Origin of the sequence: Mesorhizobium sp. 113-1-2, from assembly GCF_016756475.1 — a bacterium.
Taxonomy (GTDB): domain Bacteria; phylum Pseudomonadota; class Alphaproteobacteria; order Rhizobiales; family Rhizobiaceae; genus Mesorhizobium; species Mesorhizobium loti_C.
The window spans coordinates 3,295,167-3,310,070 of the sequence record NZ_AP023242.1 but is presented as its reverse complement, the minus strand read 5'-3'; the positions used below and the strand labels follow the sequence as shown (position 1 = coordinate 3,310,070).

Sequence of the window (14,904 nt, the reverse complement as noted above, 5' to 3'; positions counted from 1 at the left end):
TCAGCCCGTCAGCATCAGGTCGTCCAGCACCATTTGCCAAGAATGTTTCGTCGAAAGACGGACACGGGTTACTGCTTTGAGCATCGGGGCGTAGTGCAGCGGCGTCAGTGCCGACAGCGTCAGTTGATCGCTGGCGACCAATTGCTCGCCCAGCCAACACTCGATCAGCGCGATCTCCCCTTCCGACTTCAGCCACGCGGCGCTCAGCAGCACCGAGTGGAACCCGAACGGGGTTTCGCGGCTGAACTCGGCCGGGTAGCCGCTGCTGGTATAGGCGACGTGATCGCCCGAGACATTGCCGTTGACGTAGCCTTCGCTGCCCTTGGTGTGGTCCTGCGCCATGGCGTTGAGGTTGTGCCATTGCAGCCCGGCATGCCCGCACGGGATCTTGCGGAAGCCACGCCCGGTGACGTCGTCGAAGCCGACCGTCCGCAGCGAGGCCTCGTTCGGCAGTGTATGCGACGACAACAGCCCGAGATCGGTGGGATAGGGCGAAAGCGCAAGTTGCCGGTCAAGCCCGCCACCGGCGATCACCACCATGTCGGCCTCGCCGGCAAGATCGAGCCGGAAGGGTAAACCCGGCGCCAGCGCCCGGCTCTCCAGCTCTTGCCCGTCCGCCATCACCGACAGTGTCGCCGTGCCGCCTGCTGTCATCTTGCCGGCCAGGCTGCGCGCCGGCGCCAGCCCGACCGGCTGGGGCAGGTCCTGCGACACCAGCCCGGCGGGCGAGCCAGGCGCCAGCTGAAACTCCTGCGATTGCGTCTCGTTGGCGCTGGGCGAGCGCCAGCGCGGCGGCACCGAAACCGCGAACCGGTAGGTGCCGGGCGCGCGGATCACGGCATTGGCCGAAGACGTCGACATGGCGAAATTGGCAAAGCCGCCATTGTTTGTCCTGGTTGAAGCGACGAAGCCGCCCTGCCCATCGAACAGCCGCACCATGATGCCGGCCATCGGCCGGTCGCCCACGCCGTACGTCCCGTCGCGGTCGACATCGAAATAGACGAAGGACGAGTAGTTGACACTGGCGGTGCTGCGCTCCCAGTCGGTACGCACAGCATAATCGTTGGCCGGATCCGCCCGGCGAGCCGCGCGGCGCCGGACACGTGCCTTGCGCAACAGCCAGACGACGCATGCCGCGACCACAAGGATGACGACGGCCGCCAACAGGATTTCGACGAGGCCGAAATCATGCATGGCGGGAGAGTCTCGATAGTGATCGACGGTCGCTATTGGGAACAGCGTTCATGGATAATCTGGCTGCGCGATTGCTTTGTCGCAGCCTAGCTTGCGATACCGCCGCTGCACAGATGGCGCGGGCGATTGGTGGCATAGACATCAAGGCATCGCCAGCGCCATTACGTACCCGGCCTGGGCGGTGCAGTGACCTGGTCCGTGACCGGTAACTTTCTCACATGTCCGACCGGGCCAGATCAGCCACCAAGCGCATATTTTATCAGATGGCCCATGGTCAGGGACCTGCCTCCGATAGGCGGTTCCCAGTTCGGGTCCTGGATCAGATACGAATGACCGTCTCCATAGGCCAGGCCGACCAGCGTTTCCGCAACGATACGACCTCCAACCGGGCCCAGATGGGCCGGCTCTTCGTCGCCCTTGCTGCCCTTTTTCGACGCGCGCTTGAACCAGTCGTGCTGCGCTTCCGCCAGCACATAGTACCAAAGCGGCGCATTGTCAGCGAATTCCCCATCGATATCGACTACGCTCTTGGCAGTTTTCATGTCATCGAGGACGGCTTTTCCTATCTTCAGATCGGCATCGGGAATAACCGGCACACCCATCGCCCGCGCCACGCTCTGGCCGCTTGGCATACGCAAAGCGAGGCCGCGAAGCAGATTGCGGGACGCGAGATTGGCCGGGTCGTTCTTCGGGTCGATCGGCTGGGCTTGCAGTTGTGCGAGCGTGAGCGGCGGTGAAGCCGGCACCGTCTTTGAAAACTCCGGAAGGAACCCAAGCGGGTTCACCAGCGACGTGTCGATCTTGTACGCCGGCTGAGCCCGATGCTTGCCGCCCTTCTTGCCTGAGCCGTCGATGTCGAAGAACAAGCTCCAGTCGATGGCCCATTGGGTTGGAAATTCGTTGAAACCGTTCAAGCCTCTGCTGGCGACGCCGGCAAATATGAAGAAGCGGCCGGCAAGTCCGCGAGCCTTCTCGTCAGGTGTCGCCGACAACGGATCGTCGCCCCCATTCAGCTCGGTATTCAGCCGATAGATCGGCCTCACCATCGAATGGCCAAACCGGTAGCCGGCGACCGAAAATTCCAATGGCATGTAGGGCATGTTGCGCCAATGGAAGAACTGAAGCTTGGGCTTCTTTTCGGCGGCACTGGCAACTGACCGGCGGTGGGGGAGTATTTCGTCGATCAACCCAGCACCACAGATGCGCGGCAGGAAGTCGTTGAGAACCACATACTGATAGTGCCAACGCACCATGCGCTGGACTTCATCGAAGGTGGCTCCTTTCAGTTTTGGCTCGTCCATCAGCCGGTTGTGCAACCGCATGAATATGCCGTGTAACTGGGAGACGATGACGTTCTCATCGTTGCGCTTGTCCCCAATCAGCGCACGCGCCGCGGAACCGGGATTTTCCGGATCGCGGTAGCGCGGGAGATCACGCGACGGCGAAGGCTTGTTCAGCTCGAACAGCTGTTTGCCCAGCCGAAACTTGCCATCGATATACAAATAGGGTTGATCCGCCGGCCCACGGCCGTAGACGCTGTCCAGGTCTAGGCGGGGCGTCCTGAAATCCACCAGACTGTCCGGATCGTTCATCTGCATCAGCAAGGATGAAGGGTCGAAAGTGATGTCGTGGTCGATGAACTGGCCGAGATAGGTATATCCTGCCGCGATGCCGGTATTTTCCTCGTCGTCCTGAATATGCTTGTCTGTCTCGGCCGCGGCCATGGGCCTGCCGTCCCCGGTTTTCTCGGGGTCGGCCGTCATCGCGTCCCCCAGCGCCAGAAGCGCGCTCTGGGAATGAACCGCTGGAGCGAGCTCCCGGAACATCCGGCCGAAGCGGCCTTCGAATAGGGATGACCGACGCGACACATCGGCGCCTCTGATGCCGCCACCATGTGGGCTGAACGAACTTTTGGCTGCACTTGGTTGCATGATTGCCTCCGCAAATCATTTCGCTCATCGGAAAATATGCGCGCAAAAGTGCAGAGCCACGCATATGCAGCGGCCCTCGGCACCATTTCATGATCAAGATCAACGGAATGGCCGATCGTCCCGCATTTTAACTCTGGGATCGGCCTATGCTTTTCAGTCTATGCTAATATCACAATAAAATATGACGCCAGTCAAGATACTGATCAATAAACTTGATAATTGATGCCAACAAATCTATCGTTTTATACAACTCTAGGGAATCATTGCATTTTCACAGAATAGCTGCCGGGCATTGGACTAGACGCCCTCTCCGGTGAGGTTCTCAAAACCTGCTTCTGACGATCAAAAAACCGACAAACAGCCTTTTATTCAAACCCGTTGTACCGGTTGGTTTTCTTCGATTGGATGCCGAGACAGACCGGTGTTCCATCCCCTCACTTCAACTCCACCCACACTGGTGCATGATCGCTGGCGCCATCCTGCCCGCGCACGTCGCGGTCGATACCCGCCCCCTTCAGCCGGCGGGCGAGGGTCTTCGGCAGCAATATGTGGTCGAGCCTGAGGCCAGCATCGCGCGGCCAGCGGTTCCGGCGATAGTCCCAGAAGGTGTAGAGCGTCTCCTTCGGATAGATCTTGCGCAGCGCGTCGACCCACCCCTGCTCGATGAGGGCGGCGAAGGCGGCGCGGCTTTCCGGCTGCACCAGCGCGTTGTCGTCATAGGAGCGCGTGGCATAGATGTCGCGCGGCTCGGGCACGATGTTGTAGTCGCCGGCCAGCACCACAGGCAGGCCGGTGTCGAGAAGCTGTTCGGCATGCGCCTCCAGCCGCTTGTGCCAGGCCAGCTTGTACTGGAATTTCGGCCCCGGCTGCGGATTGCCGTTCGGCGCATAAAGACAAGCGACGACGATGCCGTTCACCGCCGCCTCGATATAGCGGCTCTGCCGGTCGGCATTGTCGCCGGGCAAGGCATCGCGGGTCAGCACCGGCTCCGCGCCACGCGCCAGTATGGCAACGCCGTTCCAGGTCGGCTCGCCCTTCCACACCGCGCCATAGCCGGCATCGGCCAGCGCGGTGCGCGGAAACTGCATGTCGCGCGCCTTCAATTCCTGCAGGCAGACGACATCGGGTTTGGCGGCCGCCAGCCAGGCCAGCAGATTGCCCAGCCGGCTGTTGATGTTGTTGATGTTGAAGGTGGCGAGTTTCATGGCGGCATGAAGCAGGAAGGCGAAGCTGGGGGCAAGAGAAGGATGCGGCGCGTTGTATTGGGCGAATGGCCAATGGCGGCGCTGCCCCTCATCCGCCTGCCGGCACCTTCTCCCCGCCTAGTGACGGGGAGAAGGGAATTGGTCGCAACGCCGCCGCCCTTTCTGCGACGTAGGCGATTAGCGAAAGCAACGATGACAGCGTCTTTCTCCCCGTCACTATACGGGGAGAAATGTCCGGCAGGACAATGAGGGGCGGCGCCGACGCCGAAAGGAAACGATCGAGCTAACGTGACCGCCCTAAATCCTGTCCGCCCACACCCTCACCGTCTCCGCCAGCGTCTTCAGATGATCGGCGGTCGAGAACCCCGACACGCTCTTGCGCGGCTTCAGATCGTGGTCGCCATCCTCCAGCCACACCACCTCGATCGCATCGGACAACCCATACCCCGCCACCTCGTCCCGCGTGCCGAACTCGTCGCGCGTGCCTTGAAAAATCAGCGTCGGCGTCTTCAGCCCTATCAGATGCTTCGTGCGCAGCTGGTCAGGTTTGCCGGGCGGATGGAAGGGATAGCCGAGGCACAGCAGGCCCGAAATCTCACCCTTGGCAAACATCTCGTCCGCAACCATCGAGGCGACGCGCCCGCCCATCGACTTGCCGCCGATGATGAGTTTCCCGGTCACGCCCCTGGCCCTGAGATCGGCGATCGCCTTGATATATTCCGGGTTCACCGTCTCGGCGCGCGGCGGCGGCTTGCGGTGGCCATAGCGGCGGGCCGCCATATAGTGGAATTCGAAGCGCGCCACCTGGAAGCCGGCGGCGGCCAGCGCCTTGGCGGTGGCGGTCATCGAGGGCGAATCCATCGAAGCGCCGGCGCCATGCGCGAGCAGGATGGTGACGGGAGCGGTGTCGAAGCCGTCGAAGAGGAAGCTAGTGGGCATCAGTTTGCGGGCTCCCGAGAGAAAGATAGGAGAGTTCGGCCCCACCCCTTCTCCAATGCTCCGGTTGAAAGACGATGGAAGCGAAAGCAATTGAGAAAATTGCTGCTACGAAAATGAGGATCGGTCGACCTAATAGAATCCTCTCCTTGTTGGACATCAGATCCTCATCAGAGCTCTCTCCACGATAATATCTGCTCAAACTGATGTTGTTGTCCTGCGAAAAATCCCAGTGATTTCTCCAGTAGAAGCACAGATCGCGAATCTGCTGCACCATCAAAAAAATAAAAGATGCGGTAGATACCGCGAGTAACAAACATAAGAAGGGAAATTCCCCGCCTTTCCAGTCAGTCACCAGATCCTCCGCCTGCAGAACCCATACAGCCCTTCCGCCTCCTATCCGATTTGATCAGGATAGGGAGTGGAGCAAAAGAGGGTCGCTCAGGAAACGGACTTCCGTGTCAGCTGCATATCCACGAACTGCACGCCCTTGGCCGCCACGTCAGCCCATTCGCTATCCGCGTCGAGTTCCAGATACCGCACCCACAGCCGCCGCGCTTCCGGCAGATTGCCGGCATCGAATTCCAGCCGCGCCAGATTGAACACCGGATCGGCATAATTCTTGTCGAGCGCGATCGCCTTCTGCAGATGTCGTCGCGCCGAGGCGTCGCGGCCTTGCTCACTCATCAGCCCGGCGAGGTTGAACCAGGCTTCGACGAAGGCCGGGTCGAGTTTTATCGCCCTGGCATAGTCATGCGCGGCGTCCGCCGCATGGCCGCCGGCGCGCAGGCAGTTGGCGCGGTTGAAGGCGGCGATAGCGTCGCTTGGGTCGATGGCGAGGCAGCGCTGGTAGAGCGCGGCCGCGCCATCATGGTCGCCGCCCTCCTCCGCCGCTTCGGCCTCGGCAAACAAATCCTCCAGCGTGTCGTCGCCTTGTGCCACGCTACCCAGATCGAACAGCAACTGTCCGTCGAGCTCGCTCTGGCCGCCTTCGAGATAGATCGCATCGGGCCGGCCGTGCTGCGAGCCGACATTGAGCGACTTGGCGGTGAGCGAGGCAACCGGGCCGGAGCGATGCACGGAGCGCGCGATGGCGCCCCAGGTCGCGCCGCCGGCGATCAGCCCGGCATATTTGCGCGCCAGGATCAGGTCGCGGAAGGAATAGGGTTCCGCGTCATGCTCGAAGGCATCGAATAGCGAGAGCAGATCGAGATCGGCGCCGGACAGCCTGGATTGCTCGATCAGCGATTGCCGAGACAGTGACGACGCCTCCGGCGCCTTCATCAGCCCGAGCAGGCGCAGAAAACCGTTCTCGCTGATCAGCGCGCGCCCGGCCGCACGCTCCTCGGCGACGCGGCGCTCGATTTCGGCGTCGCTGCTTTTCGTCAATCCGGCCTTGGCCAACAATGTGCGGCCGAAAACGACATGCGTGGTGCGCCTGGTGATGCCGCGCCTGAGTTGCCCGTGCTGGCGCTCGACCTCCCGCGCGGCGAGCCGCAGGGGAAACGCCGCCAGCGCGCCGACCGTGCCGAAGACGGCCCCCGCGACCGACACCGCCGGTGCCGTCATTTCTTGCTCTTGCCGACCGCCTTGAGCAGACTGGCCTTCAGCGGATTTTCAGGCGAACCGCCCGCTGCCGCCTTCTTGGCCGCGGGCTTGGCCGCCACTTCGTCGGCCTTGCTCTTCGACTTGGCCGGCGGCTTCGACTGCGACAGGCTGGCCTTCAGCGCATCCATCAGATTGATGACATTGCCGCGCTCGGGTGCGGCCGCGATGATCGGCTTGTGGCCCTTGAGCTTCTCGCGGATCATCGCCATCAGCGCGATCTCGTAGCGGTCCTCGTAATTCTTCGGATCGAAGGTGGTTTCCTTCTGCTTGATCAGCGCTTCGGCCAACTCAAGCATTTCAGGGTCAGGCTTGCCGGCCGGGATGTTACCGAAATATTCAGCCGTGCCGCGCACTTCGTTCGGGTTTCTCAAGGTGCACACGAACATGCCGTTTTCGCGCGCGCCGATCGTCACCACCCGCTCGCGGCTGGACAGCACCAGCCGGGCAATGGCGAGCTTGCCGGATTTGCGCATGGCTTCGCGCAGCACGGCGAAGGTCTCCTCCGCCATCGCCCCATCCGGCGCCAGATAGTAGGGCGCATCCTGGTAGATGACATCGACCTCGCCCTCGTCGACGAAGGCCTCGATGTTCATCGTGTGGTTGGATTCGATGCGCACCGCGTCGAGGTCGGCATCATCGATGATGATGTACTGCTTGTCCTCATACTCATACCCCTTGACCAGGTCCGAGCGCTCGACCAGCCCGAGTTCGGGATCGACCGGCTTCATGTTGATGCGGTTGTGGGTCTTCTTGTGCAGTTGATTGAACGAGATGCGCTCGCTGGTCGTCGTCGCCGGATAGAGCCGGACCGGACAGCTGACGAGGCTGAGCTTGAGGTAACCCTTCCAACTTGCCCTGGGCGCCATGATACACTCCTACGCGGCCATGCACTGATACTGCTCAGCGCTTTCGTCCGAAGGACGATTGGCGCCGTGGAAATCCTACACCGACCGCGCACAATACCGGCAAATCCCTGACGAAATCTTCCGCTGCGTCTTTGAGGTCGTTGGGGAGAGAATAATTCAAATTGTCGGAAGCGTCGATGGATCGGAATTTGAAACGCTGGCGGGACAGCCCCCCTCTGCCCTGCTGGGCATCTCCCCCTCAAGGGGGGAGATCGGCAGCTTCAGCGCCTCGTCCACTTCAGAAGCGTTGCAGATTGGCGAAAGCCAGGGTGAAGGCCAATCTCCCCCCTTGAGGGGGAGATGTCCGGCAGGACAGAGGGGGGCGACACAGATCGCGGCGGCCTTCATTTTGCGACTACTTCCTCGCCCCCTCGAACACCGGCAAATCCCTGGCAAACTCCTCCATCTCAGCCCACGGATCGCCCGACGTCTCCAGCAAGCCCGGCAGCGAGGAATAGTTCAGATCCTGCGGCGCATCGATCGCTTCCAGATCGCTCCAGCTCACCGGCGTCGAGGCTGGCAGATTGGTGCGGGCGCGCAGCGAATAGGGCGCTGCCGAGGTGTGGCCCCGGGCGTTGCGGTGATAGTCGATGAAGATGCGCTTCTTGCGGTTTTCCTTACCCATGGTGGTTGTGAACGTGTCGGGCGCGGTTGCCGCCAGATGGGTTGATATGGCGCTGGTCGCCTGGTGCAGCTTCTTCCAATTCTGCTTCTTCGTCACCGGCACGGTGATGTGGATGCCGTTGCCGCCGGAAGTCTTGGCGAACGGCACCAGCCCCAACCCTTCCAGTTCGCCCTTGATGTGGACAGCAGCTTCGACCACCTCGCGCCAGGAAATCCCCTCGCCCGGATCGAGGTCGAAGACGATCTGGTCGGGTTTGTCGAGGCTCAAGCGGTGCGTGCCCCAGGTGTGGAACTCGACGACGCCGAACTGCGCCAGCGCCAGATAGCCTTTTGCCCCCTCGACCGAGAGATAGGATTTGGTCTCGCCCTCGGAGTTGGTCGCCTGGAACGTCACCACCGACGGCGGCATGCCGGTGAAGGCGTGGCGCTGGAAGAAACAGTCCTTTGGCAGGCCGGTCGGGCAGCGCACCAGCGACACCGGGCGGCCAAGGATGTGCGGCAGCATGAAATCGCCGACCAGCGCGTAATAGACGGCGATGTCGAGCTTGGTCGGGCCCGTCTTGCCGAACAGCCGCCGCTCCGGATTGGTCACCCAGATAGTGGCAAGGTCCGCTTCCGAGATCAGCCGCTTGCGCTTGGCCGAGACCGGCGTCGACAGGCCGACATCCCTGAGCCCGCGAAACACGCCATGGCGCAGCGAATTGTCCGCCGTGCGGTTGGCATAGTGGATGCGCGCCGAAAACAGCGGCTTCACCCAATGCATCTCGCGCATGATCTCGCGCGGCACGCCTTCGGGTGGCGTCGCGCCCGATGTCAGCGGCTCCAGCCGGGCGAGCAAATCCTCCGCCGTCTCGCGGTCGAAGCCGGTGCCGACCTTGCCGCGATAGTGCAGTTCGCCGTCCTCCCACTCGGCCATGCCAAGCGCGGCCAGCCCTTCCGCCGCTTGCGAGATCGTGTAGCCGGCGATAACGAAATCGTCCTTCTGCAGCGCCTTGCACTTGGTCCAGCTCTTGGTGCGGCCGCTCTGGTAGATGGCGCTGGCGCGCTTGGAGACGACGCCTTCGAGCCCGAGCTCCGTCGCCTGATCGTAAAGCCCCTGCCCCGAGCCCTCGACATGGTCGGAGAACTGGATGGCGGAATTCGCGCCAAGACCGCCAAGCAATTCGGCGAGCAACGCCTTGCGCCGGATGAGCGGCACCTTCATCAGGTCCCAGCCGTCGAGATGCAGGAGGTCGAAGGCATAGAAATGCAGCTTGCTGCCGGCGCCCTCGGCCAGCGCATCCTGCAGCAGCGCGAAGCGGCTGATGCCCTTCGCATCCAGCACCATGATCTCACCGTCGATGATCGCCTCGCGGCACGGCAGTTTGGCGAAGGCATGCGGCAGGTCGCCATAGCGCTTCGTCCAGTCGATGCCGCCACGGGTGATCAGCCGCACCTGCCCGTCGCTGAGATGCGCCATGGTGCGGTAGCCGTCGAATTTGATCTCGTGCAGCCAGAGCTCGTTTGTGTTTTCGGCAGGGCTTTCACCGCCCGGCGGTTTTGGCACCTGCGTCGCCAGCTGCGGTTCAATGCGGCTCAGCGCCGGCGCCTTCACCGCGCCTGGCAGCGTACCGGGTTTCAAGGAACCCGGCTTGGGCGCGGACTTCGCGACCGGTTTCGCGGCGGCCGCCAGTTCCTCGATGCGCAATCCGGATTTGACGCTTTCCGGCCGCGCTTCGAGGATGTTCAGCGCCGTGTCGGCGGCGAGGTCGCGCTCCTTGAACAGCAGCCAGTTTTTCTTGTTCTCGTCCTCGCCGGGCTTGGGCTTCAGCCGGGTCAGCATCCAGCCGCCATTGAGCTTTTCGCCGGCGAGGCGAAACTTGAAGGCACCGGTGCGCAGGCTCTTCTCGACGTCGTCCATCGGCGCCCAGGTGCCGGTGTCCCAGACGATCATCGGCCCGCCGCCATACTCGCCCTCGGGAATGACGCCCTCGAAGTCGATATATTCGAGCGGATGGTCCTCGGTCTCGACCGCCAGCCTCTTGTCGGCCGGGTTGAGCGAAGGCCCGCGCGGCACCGCCCAGCTCTTCAGCACGTCGCCGACCTGCAGGCGCATATCGTAGTGGTCGGCGGTTGCGTGGTGCTTGTGGATGACGAAGCGGTTGCCGTCGCCGCTAATCAGACCGCCCGCCGGTTCCGGCGTCTTGGAGAATTCGCGCTTGGCGCGATAGGTTTTGAGTTTGGAGGGAGCGGGCATGGGTCAGCGTCCGAAGCGCGTGGCAGCCAGCAACCGCGTCGTTCCTTCGCTGCCCGCCAACCCCGCGGTCGTCATCCTCGGGCTTGACCCGAGGATCCATGCCGTGACTGCAGCCGTAGAGTGCGGCCGAGCAGAATTTGGACCGCAGCGGCGATTTGATGTCACGGCATGGATCCCAGGGTCTCCGCGACGTCGCTTCGCTCCTGCTCCGCCCTGGGATGACGAAAGGAAAGGAGCGGCATGCATCAGGTGCAGTTCACCACGCTCAATCGTCGGCAGCCGGCGTCAGCTCGAGCTCGGCCGGCGTAAGCCCCTGCTGCAGCTGGCTCAGCCGGAATTCATCCACCCAGTAGGCCTCGCCGTCGACCAGCACGCGTGCGCGGTAGGCGCCGTCCGAAAAGCTCTGCGCGGTGATGTAGACCTTGTGGGCGTCGAGCGCCTTGCGCACCGCGGCGCGTTTGGCATTCTGGCCGGTGACGGGACTGAACATGACGCTGCCCTCGGTCGCCCTGACACATCAGGCGACTGGGCTCAAGGATGACGGAGACACGCTGTCCTGTCAATTTCGGGCGCGAGCACGGCGCGTGGCCGGCAAAAACTTGCAGGCAGTCCAGACCGGAGCTGTTTTCAGCTTGCCGGTCTGGAACCACCCACCGCCTTGTGTCCTTCCCAAGACAGTGGCTCAGGTAACAGCATCGACGCCGATCCGCTTTGACTTGGATCAAGTGCGCCGCCATGCAGCCACTCGCCAGCGGCCAGTATGGCGATGCGCGGAATGTTTTCGGTCGCGGGGCCATGCCGTTGGTCCTGCGAAAATCCCGCGCCCTTGTCGAAATCGGCTCCCGGCGAACGACATTGGTGTGGCGCCGACCAGGCGCGATCACGTCAAACGACAGGAGCACCATCATGGCCAAGATGCTTGTCATCTACAAAACCCCCGCCGATCCAGCGGCCTTCGAGCGGCACTATTTCGACATCCATCTGCCGCTTGCAAAACAGCTTCCCGGGCTGCGGCGCTACGATGTCAGCAAACAGCCGATCGTGAACATGTTGCAAGGCGAGACGCCCTACATCGTGGCGACCCTCTATTTCGACAGCCTGGAGGCCATGCGTGCGGCCTTTGCCAGCGAGATCGGCAAGGCCTGCGCCGTCGACCGGCGCAAATACGCGCCTGACGACCGTGTGACGATGCTGCTTTTCGATTCCGAGGCGATGTGAATCGTTAATTCGCGGGCAGGCCTCAGGGCAGAAAAACCCGTCGTCTTGCGGCGGCGCGTTTGACGGCAACGTCGAAAGGCCATTTGCGTGTCAGTGCGCGGACGGGAGCGCTAGCGCCGTCAAGCGGCAGTTGAAATGCCTCGGCGAGAACGCCGTCGCCGAGTGGCTTTCGTCTCAGACATCCTCGCTGTCGAAGATCAGCATATCGGCGCCACCCGTCGCGAAGATCTGGAGATCGGCTGCGGCCGCCTGCCCCTCGGCACTGGCAAAGGCATTCTGGATGGCGGCCATGTCGTCGAACTGCAAGGTGGCGATCAGATGGACCTTCGCCGGTCCCGCCGGGGTCATCACCGGGCCACGGTTGATTTCGTAACGTCGCAATCCCGGGATGGTCTTGGCCAGCGGAATGTGTTTTTCGCGATAGTAGGCGTCGAACGCCGCCGGATCGCTGGGCGTGCCGTACATCACCACCAGGCTTGCCATCATTGCCTCCTGCAATCATTGCGCAGCAAGAGCGTGTTGACTTTGCCGGGAGCTTGTCAATCCGTCTGGACGAACGCCTCAGTTCTTCAATCGCCGAAATCGCCGCATCACGCCCTGCACGGCCTTGTACAGCCCCGGCTTAGAGCGCACGAAAAGCTCGGTCTTGCCGCGCAGCTTGATGTAGGCGGTCGAGCCCCTGCCCTTCAGCGTCACCGCCTCGCACAACTCTGCCAGCACCGCGCTCGAAGCGCCGATATGCTGCTTGTAGCCCTGGCTGCCGACCGAGAGGTCGAAATAACCGAGCCCCTGCTCGCATGCCCACACCATCAGCTTGCCGATCGTCGTCAGGCCTGGCGAGACGTTGGGAACCGCGTCCTGGTCGATCCCGAGCAGAAGCGCGTGCAAGGTGCCCTTCATGATCAGCACGTAGATGACGGCGAGATAGGTTTCACCGGCACGCAGCCCGAACAGCCGCACCGAGCCGTCCGACAAGCCCTGCAGGGCGGCGTTGCGGTAGAACTCGACGACCGGTGCCTGTGTCAGCAGGTCGAAACGCCCGAGCTCGCGGAAGCGGTTGAGCCTGAGCTCCAAAAGCGTGGCGAACTGCTCCTCCACCACGTCGGGCGTCTGGGCTTCGACCAGATCGAGCTTGCCCAACTGTCCGAAGCGGCGGCAGTGCTTGTGGAAATTCTTGGCGAAGGACGGTTTGCAGATGCGCTTGATCAGCGTCTGCGGCTCGCCATCCAGGGTCAGGCCCGAGGCAATCTGGATGGAGTCGCGCACCACCGAAAGCAGCGCCAGCGGATTGTCGACGCCATGGATCTGTTTCGGGATTCCCGCGATGTGGAAGCGGTCCGTTGGCGGCAGCACGCCGCACACCGCCGCCCAGGCGTCGTCGGCGCTCTGCCTGGTCCATGGTTTGGCATCGGCCAGCAGTGGCGCCGCGTAGTCGCACACCCCGCCGCTCAGCCATTCGATCACAGTGTGGCCCCGAGCGCGGCGGCGCATCAGCGGCAGCAGCATCACCGGCGCACCCGTGGCGGCGTCATTCACCTCGACGACGAGCAGCTCCGCGTTTCCGGGCATCAGCCGTTTGGCGATCCCTTCCACCCAGGCAAAACCCTGGTGGCCGGTGCACAGGCCTGTCTCCTCAAGGCGCAGCCAGAGGGGCTTTACGGTGTCGAAGCTGGTGTGCAGCCGCGCCGTATAGTGCGCGACGGCACCCAAACCGGCGACATCAGGAGAAACCGGTTGACCCGGTGCATCAGCCACCGCTTCTTTTCGCATTGCCAGGCCTGCCACGTAGTTCTCCTATCGTTCAGGCCCGCCCTCGTCATCCTCCACGAAGACGCCGCAAACCCCGCATCATCCCCTGGGCCGCAGTGCGCAGCCGAGGGTTGGAACGCACGAAGGCTTCGGTCCGGTTGCGGAGCTCGATTGCACTGCTCGCGACACGGCCCCGCACCGTCAACCCATGGCGAAGCTCGGCCAGTACCGAAGCCTTAGCGCCCATACGCTCCTTGTAGCTCTGGTCGCCGACCGACAGGTCGAAATAATCGAACCGCCGCTCGCGCGCCCAGCCTATCAGCCGGCCCATGATCAAGAGGCCCGGTGAGACGTTGGGTACCACGCTCTGGTCCATAGCTATCAGCAGAGCATGAACAGTCCCTTGATGGACCACCGCATATTGGACAGCGATCAGGGCATCGCCAACGCGCAACCCGAAGAGCCGCACCGATCCGTCCGACAGACCCTGCAGGGCGGCGTTGCGGTAGAAATCGACAACCGCCGCCTGCGTCAGCAGGTCGAAGCGGCCAAGCTCGCGAAAACGGCTGAGCCGCATCCGGATCAGTTCGCCGAAGATTTGCTCCACTTCGGCCTGCGTGGCGGCCTCGACCAGTTCCACGCCACCGAGCCGTTCGAGCCGGCGCCAGTCCTTGCCGAATTCCTTGACGAAGGATGGCCTGCACAGGCGCTTGAGGACGGTTTCCGGCTCGCCGTCGATGGCCAGGCCGAAGGTGGTCTGGAGGGAATCGCGCGACGCCGCGAGCAGTGCCAGCGGATTGGCGACGCCGTCGATCCGCCGCGGAATTCCCAGGATGTTGACGCGGTCCGCCGCCGGCAGCACGGAACGCACCGCCGCCCACGCGGCCTGCGCGGATTGTGCGGTCCACCCGCTCGAATCGGCCAGCAGCGGTGCCGAATAGTCGCAGACGCCACAGCTCAGCCATTCGATCACCCGATGGTGGAAGGCTGGCCGCAGCATCAGCGGCAACAACATCAAGGGCGCGCCCGTCACCGCGTTGTTCACTTCAACGATGAGCGGCTCCGCGCCTGCCGGCATCAGCCGCGCCACGATCCCCTCCACCCACGCGAAATGCTGGTGGGCGGTGCAGACACCATCCGTCTGGAAGCGCAGCCAGAGCGGCCTGACCGCTTCGAGGCTGGTGTGCAATCGCGCCGTGTAGGCGTCATTCGCGGCGACGATGACGGGGGGAGAGGCCTGCCCGTCGGGCAAGTCGGTCACCGCAGCAATTTGCATTGCCTGGCCTGCCAAATCCATC

General features: G+C 62.9%; 13 protein-coding genes. 1 reads left to right on the top strand and 12 read right to left on the bottom strand.

The genetic code is table 11. The annotated features are described in order from the left end of the window. From JN279_RS15985 to JN279_RS15945, 9 genes are all read right to left on the bottom strand, one after another. The gene (locus JN279_RS15985; protein WP_096448310.1) at positions 1-1,194 is read right to left on the bottom strand and encodes a hypothetical protein; all 1,194 of its coding nucleotides are present in this window, start codon (positions 1,192-1,194) and stop codon (positions 1-3) included. 236 nt (positions 1,195-1,430) lie between these two features. After that, on the bottom strand, positions 1,431-3,125 hold the full coding sequence (locus tag JN279_RS15980; protein WP_096448312.1) for a peroxidase family protein: 1,695 nt from the start codon (positions 3,123-3,125) through the stop codon (positions 1,431-1,433). Between the two features lie 434 nt (positions 3,126-3,559). Further along, positions 3,560-4,330 carry an exodeoxyribonuclease III gene (gene xth, locus JN279_RS15975; RefSeq protein WP_096448314.1) on the bottom strand — a complete coding sequence of 257 codons (771 nt, stop codon included), beginning with the start codon at positions 4,328-4,330 and terminating at the stop codon, positions 3,560-3,562. Between the two features lie 297 nt (positions 4,331-4,627). Beyond that, entirely contained in the window at positions 4,628-5,269 is a 642-nt protein-coding gene (locus JN279_RS15970) for an alpha/beta hydrolase family protein (protein WP_096448316.1), read from the bottom strand. After that, positions 5,259-5,621, bottom strand: a complete 363-nt coding sequence (locus JN279_RS15965; protein WP_202353306.1) for a hypothetical protein — start codon at positions 5,619-5,621, stop codon at positions 5,259-5,261. The genes JN279_RS15970 and JN279_RS15965 overlap by 11 nt, the downstream gene beginning before the upstream one ends. A gap of 86 nt (positions 5,622-5,707) precedes the next feature. Continuing rightward, the gene (locus JN279_RS15960; protein ID WP_202353305.1) at positions 5,708-6,835 is read right to left on the bottom strand and encodes a tetratricopeptide repeat protein; all 1,128 of its coding nucleotides are present in this window, start codon (positions 6,833-6,835) and stop codon (positions 5,708-5,710) included. Then, positions 6,832-7,740, bottom strand: coding sequence for a non-homologous end joining protein Ku (ku, locus tag JN279_RS15955; protein WP_202353304.1), 909 nt, complete (start codon positions 7,738-7,740; stop codon positions 6,832-6,834). Before ku ends, JN279_RS15960 begins: the two co-directional genes overlap by 4 nt. Before the next feature lie 394 nt (positions 7,741-8,134). Next, positions 8,135-10,639, bottom strand: a complete 2,505-nt coding sequence (gene ligD / locus JN279_RS15950; protein WP_202353303.1) for a DNA ligase D — start codon at positions 10,637-10,639, stop codon at positions 8,135-8,137. 265 nt (positions 10,640-10,904) lie between these two features. Further along, on the bottom strand, positions 10,905-11,129 hold the full coding sequence (locus JN279_RS15945) for a hypothetical protein (RefSeq protein WP_202353302.1): 225 nt from the start codon (positions 11,127-11,129) through the stop codon (positions 10,905-10,907). Positions 11,130-11,545: 416 nt separating this feature from the next. Between JN279_RS15945 and JN279_RS15940 the strand changes: the two genes are divergently transcribed. Continuing rightward, positions 11,546-11,857: an EthD family reductase gene (locus JN279_RS15940; RefSeq protein ID WP_096448328.1), complete on the top strand. Its 312-nt coding sequence runs from the start codon at positions 11,546-11,548 to the stop codon at positions 11,855-11,857. Between the two features lie 174 nt (positions 11,858-12,031). Here JN279_RS15940 and JN279_RS15935 read toward each other — a convergent pair whose 3' ends face one another. From JN279_RS15935 to JN279_RS15925, 3 genes are all read right to left on the bottom strand, one after another. Continuing rightward, complete coding sequence (locus JN279_RS15935; RefSeq protein WP_095200716.1) at positions 12,032-12,340, bottom strand: EthD family reductase; 309 nt, start codon at positions 12,338-12,340, stop codon at positions 12,032-12,034. Between the two features lie 78 nt (positions 12,341-12,418). Next, entirely contained in the window at positions 12,419-13,642 is a 1,224-nt protein-coding gene (locus JN279_RS15930; RefSeq protein ID WP_244734610.1) for a GNAT family N-acetyltransferase, read from the bottom strand. Between the two features lie 31 nt (positions 13,643-13,673). Next, positions 13,674-14,903: a GNAT family N-acetyltransferase gene (locus JN279_RS15925; protein ID WP_202353301.1), complete on the bottom strand. Its 1,230-nt coding sequence runs from the start codon at positions 14,901-14,903 to the stop codon at positions 13,674-13,676. Between the last annotated feature and the right edge of the window lies 1 nt (position 14,904).

Bases quoted from the DNA above. Each gene is read 5' to 3' on its own strand.
- JN279_RS15980 (WP_096448312.1), bottom strand. From the start codon at position 3,125: ATGCAACCAAGTGCAGCCAAAAGTTCGTTCAGCCCACATGGTGGCGGC.
- xth (WP_096448314.1), bottom strand. From the start codon at position 4,330: ATGAAACTCGCCACCTTCAACATCAACAACATCAACAGCCGGCTGGGC.
- JN279_RS15960 (WP_202353305.1), bottom strand. From the start codon at position 6,835: ATGACGGCACCGGCGGTGTCGGTCGCGGGGGCCGTCTTCGGCACGGTC.
- JN279_RS15925 (WP_202353301.1), bottom strand. From the start codon at position 14,903: ATGGATTTGGCAGGCCAGGCAATGCAAATTGCTGCGGTGACCGACTTG.
- ku (WP_202353304.1), bottom strand. From the start codon at position 7,740: ATGGCGCCCAGGGCAAGTTGGAAGGGTTACCTCAAGCTCAGCCTCGTC.
- JN279_RS15970 (WP_096448316.1), bottom strand. From the start codon at position 5,269: ATGCCCACTAGCTTCCTCTTCGACGGCTTCGACACCGCTCCCGTCACC.
- JN279_RS15935 (WP_095200716.1), bottom strand. From the start codon at position 12,340: ATGGCAAGCCTGGTGGTGATGTACGGCACGCCCAGCGATCCGGCGGCG.
- JN279_RS15985 (WP_096448310.1), bottom strand. From the start codon at position 1,194: ATGCATGATTTCGGCCTCGTCGAAATCCTGTTGGCGGCCGTCGTCATC.
- JN279_RS15940 (WP_096448328.1), top strand. From the start codon at position 11,546: ATGGCCAAGATGCTTGTCATCTACAAAACCCCCGCCGATCCAGCGGCC.
- JN279_RS15945 (WP_202353302.1), bottom strand. From the start codon at position 11,129: ATGTTCAGTCCCGTCACCGGCCAGAATGCCAAACGCGCCGCGGTGCGC.
- ligD (WP_202353303.1), bottom strand. From the start codon at position 10,639: ATGCCCGCTCCCTCCAAACTCAAAACCTATCGCGCCAAGCGCGAATTC.